Below are 1789 nucleotides of genomic sequence, written 5' to 3'. Positions count from 1 at the left end.
AAACCGATTAAATCAGTTGTATTCTTAAGCAGTTCTATGTAAATCCTTTCTAATGTGAGTTTAGTTGCTTTTCATTATAGTCATATGGGGCTTTTTTCTACACTCAAAAAGGCTCCATAATTCTTACAGTGGATTTACCCACTACAGAAATTATAGAGCCTCTTTTGTTTTGCTCTTCTGTCTATTGGAGTTAGGTGGATGCGACACGATGTCTCTTAAATCGTATTTCATTCTCAAAAAGCAAAAATATCAGATAGGAGATGTCAGAGCTTAAAAATAATCATCGCCAATGATTTTCATTTTTGTCAGTTGAGCGTCAAAATTGGACATTTGAGAAGAGAGAGGAATTTTTATCTTTCTCGCAGAGTATAATCATGTATACGAAGGGAGAACTGAAAATGATAAAATCAATTCGCATCTTATTGTTACTAGCTTTGATCCAGATTAGTCTGAGTAGTTGCTTACTGTGGAAGGAATCCATCTTAACCTTAAAGCAGTCAGGCGCTTATTTTCTAGTGTTTATCGTATTGACATCAGGTCTGTGTGCGGGGATGAATTTCTTTTATACCCAAGATCAGGATGTCCATAGCATCTTAAGCAGTCAGAAAAAAGTGAAACTATTTTATAGTACCTTGTTGGTCTTAAACCTAGCTGGTGTCTGTCTGGTATTGTCGGAGACTATTTTTACACAGACAGCTTTTCAGCAAGAGTTGGTAGATCTTTTCTTGCCTTCCTTCTTTTTCTTGTTTGGAATTGATCTGCTTGTATTTTTACCGTTTGAAAAGTATAGTCGAGATTTGAGAATCGTTCTCAATAAGAAAAAAACAGTTGTCCTGACAGTTCTGGCAACGATGCTATTCTTGAGAAATCCAATAACGGTCTTATCCATTGTTTTTTATATCGGCTTAGGCTTCATTTTTGCTCGGTTTTTATTTCCAAAATCCATGAGAAGAGAATTCTCTTTTTATGGGCATGTAATTCGAGATATTTTACTTGTTAGTGCCATGTGTATATTTTTTTAAAAACTTTTTTCTGTCTTGAATTGTCAAATTAAGTGCACATTTTCTTCGTAGAAAACTTCATAAGGTGTTTTCCAGTTCAGACATTTTCGTGGCCTATTATTAAGTTTGTTCTCCCACAGCTGAATGGTTTGATCATCAACTAATGTTAGATCACTACCTTTTGGAAAATATTCTCTTAGCGGTTCATTCGTATTCTCATTAGTCCCTCGTTGCCATGGAGCATGAGGGTCAGGGAAATAGACTTTAATTTCTGATGATTCGTGAATTCTTTTCCTCTATCTGGAGTGATGGTTTCTTTCGGCAGGGGCTCCAACATTTGCGCCATAACCTCTATGACAAGTTTGCTTTTCTTGGTGGCTATCTTCTAAATTTGTAAAAAACGAGAATTGCGGTCGATTAAAGTAATCAAGCCAATTTTCCCGATTTGACCGGCAACGATGTCGGATTTCCAATCACCGATCCTAGTCGGTTATTGGTCACTTCTGAATTTTCGTATGACGTGTTTTGCCACGATGGCGGAGTTTGCGAATGACGCCACGAGCACCATGTGAAATCTTGTCTTCAAAATGTCCACGATAGATGGCTCTATAGATCGTTTGCTAACTAATAACAGCTTTTCCATACTCTAATCGCACCGAACCTTCTATTTCTTCAGGAGACCATTCGCGATCAATAAAAAAGTGCCTGACAGTATTGCTTAGATGATGATCTATTTCAAGCTTTCTCTTTCGCCCACAGTGTGATTTAGCATTATGGTAAGATTCCTG

2 protein-coding genes are annotated in these 1789 nt (G+C 37.1%); one reads left to right on the top strand and one right to left on the bottom strand.

Features of this window, described 5'->3' with window-relative positions:
* Positions 1-398: 398 nt before the first annotated feature.
* Positions 399-1022, top strand: a complete 624-nt coding sequence (locus SORDD16_RS08420; RefSeq protein ID WP_081215194.1) for a hypothetical protein — start codon at positions 399-401, stop codon at positions 1020-1022.
* 23 nt (positions 1023-1045) lie between these two features.
* Here the strand turns inward: SORDD16_RS08420 and SORDD16_RS11990 are convergent, their stop codons facing one another.
* Positions 1046-1288, bottom strand: coding sequence for an IS30 family transposase (locus SORDD16_RS11990; protein WP_440862111.1), 243 nt, complete (start codon positions 1286-1288; stop codon positions 1046-1048).
* Between the last annotated feature and the right edge of the window lie 501 nt (positions 1289-1789).

The organism is Streptococcus oralis, assembly GCF_001578945.1.
Taxonomy (GTDB): domain Bacteria; phylum Bacillota; class Bacilli; order Lactobacillales; family Streptococcaceae; genus Streptococcus; species Streptococcus oralis_Q.
Note: the sequence above shows the minus strand (reverse complement) of the source record. Positions and strands in the feature narration are given on the sequence as shown.

Coding starts and splice junctions, on each gene's coding strand:
- SORDD16_RS08420 (WP_081215194.1), top strand. CDS start 399: ATGATAAAATCAATTCGCATCTTATTGTTACTAGCTTTGATCCAGATT.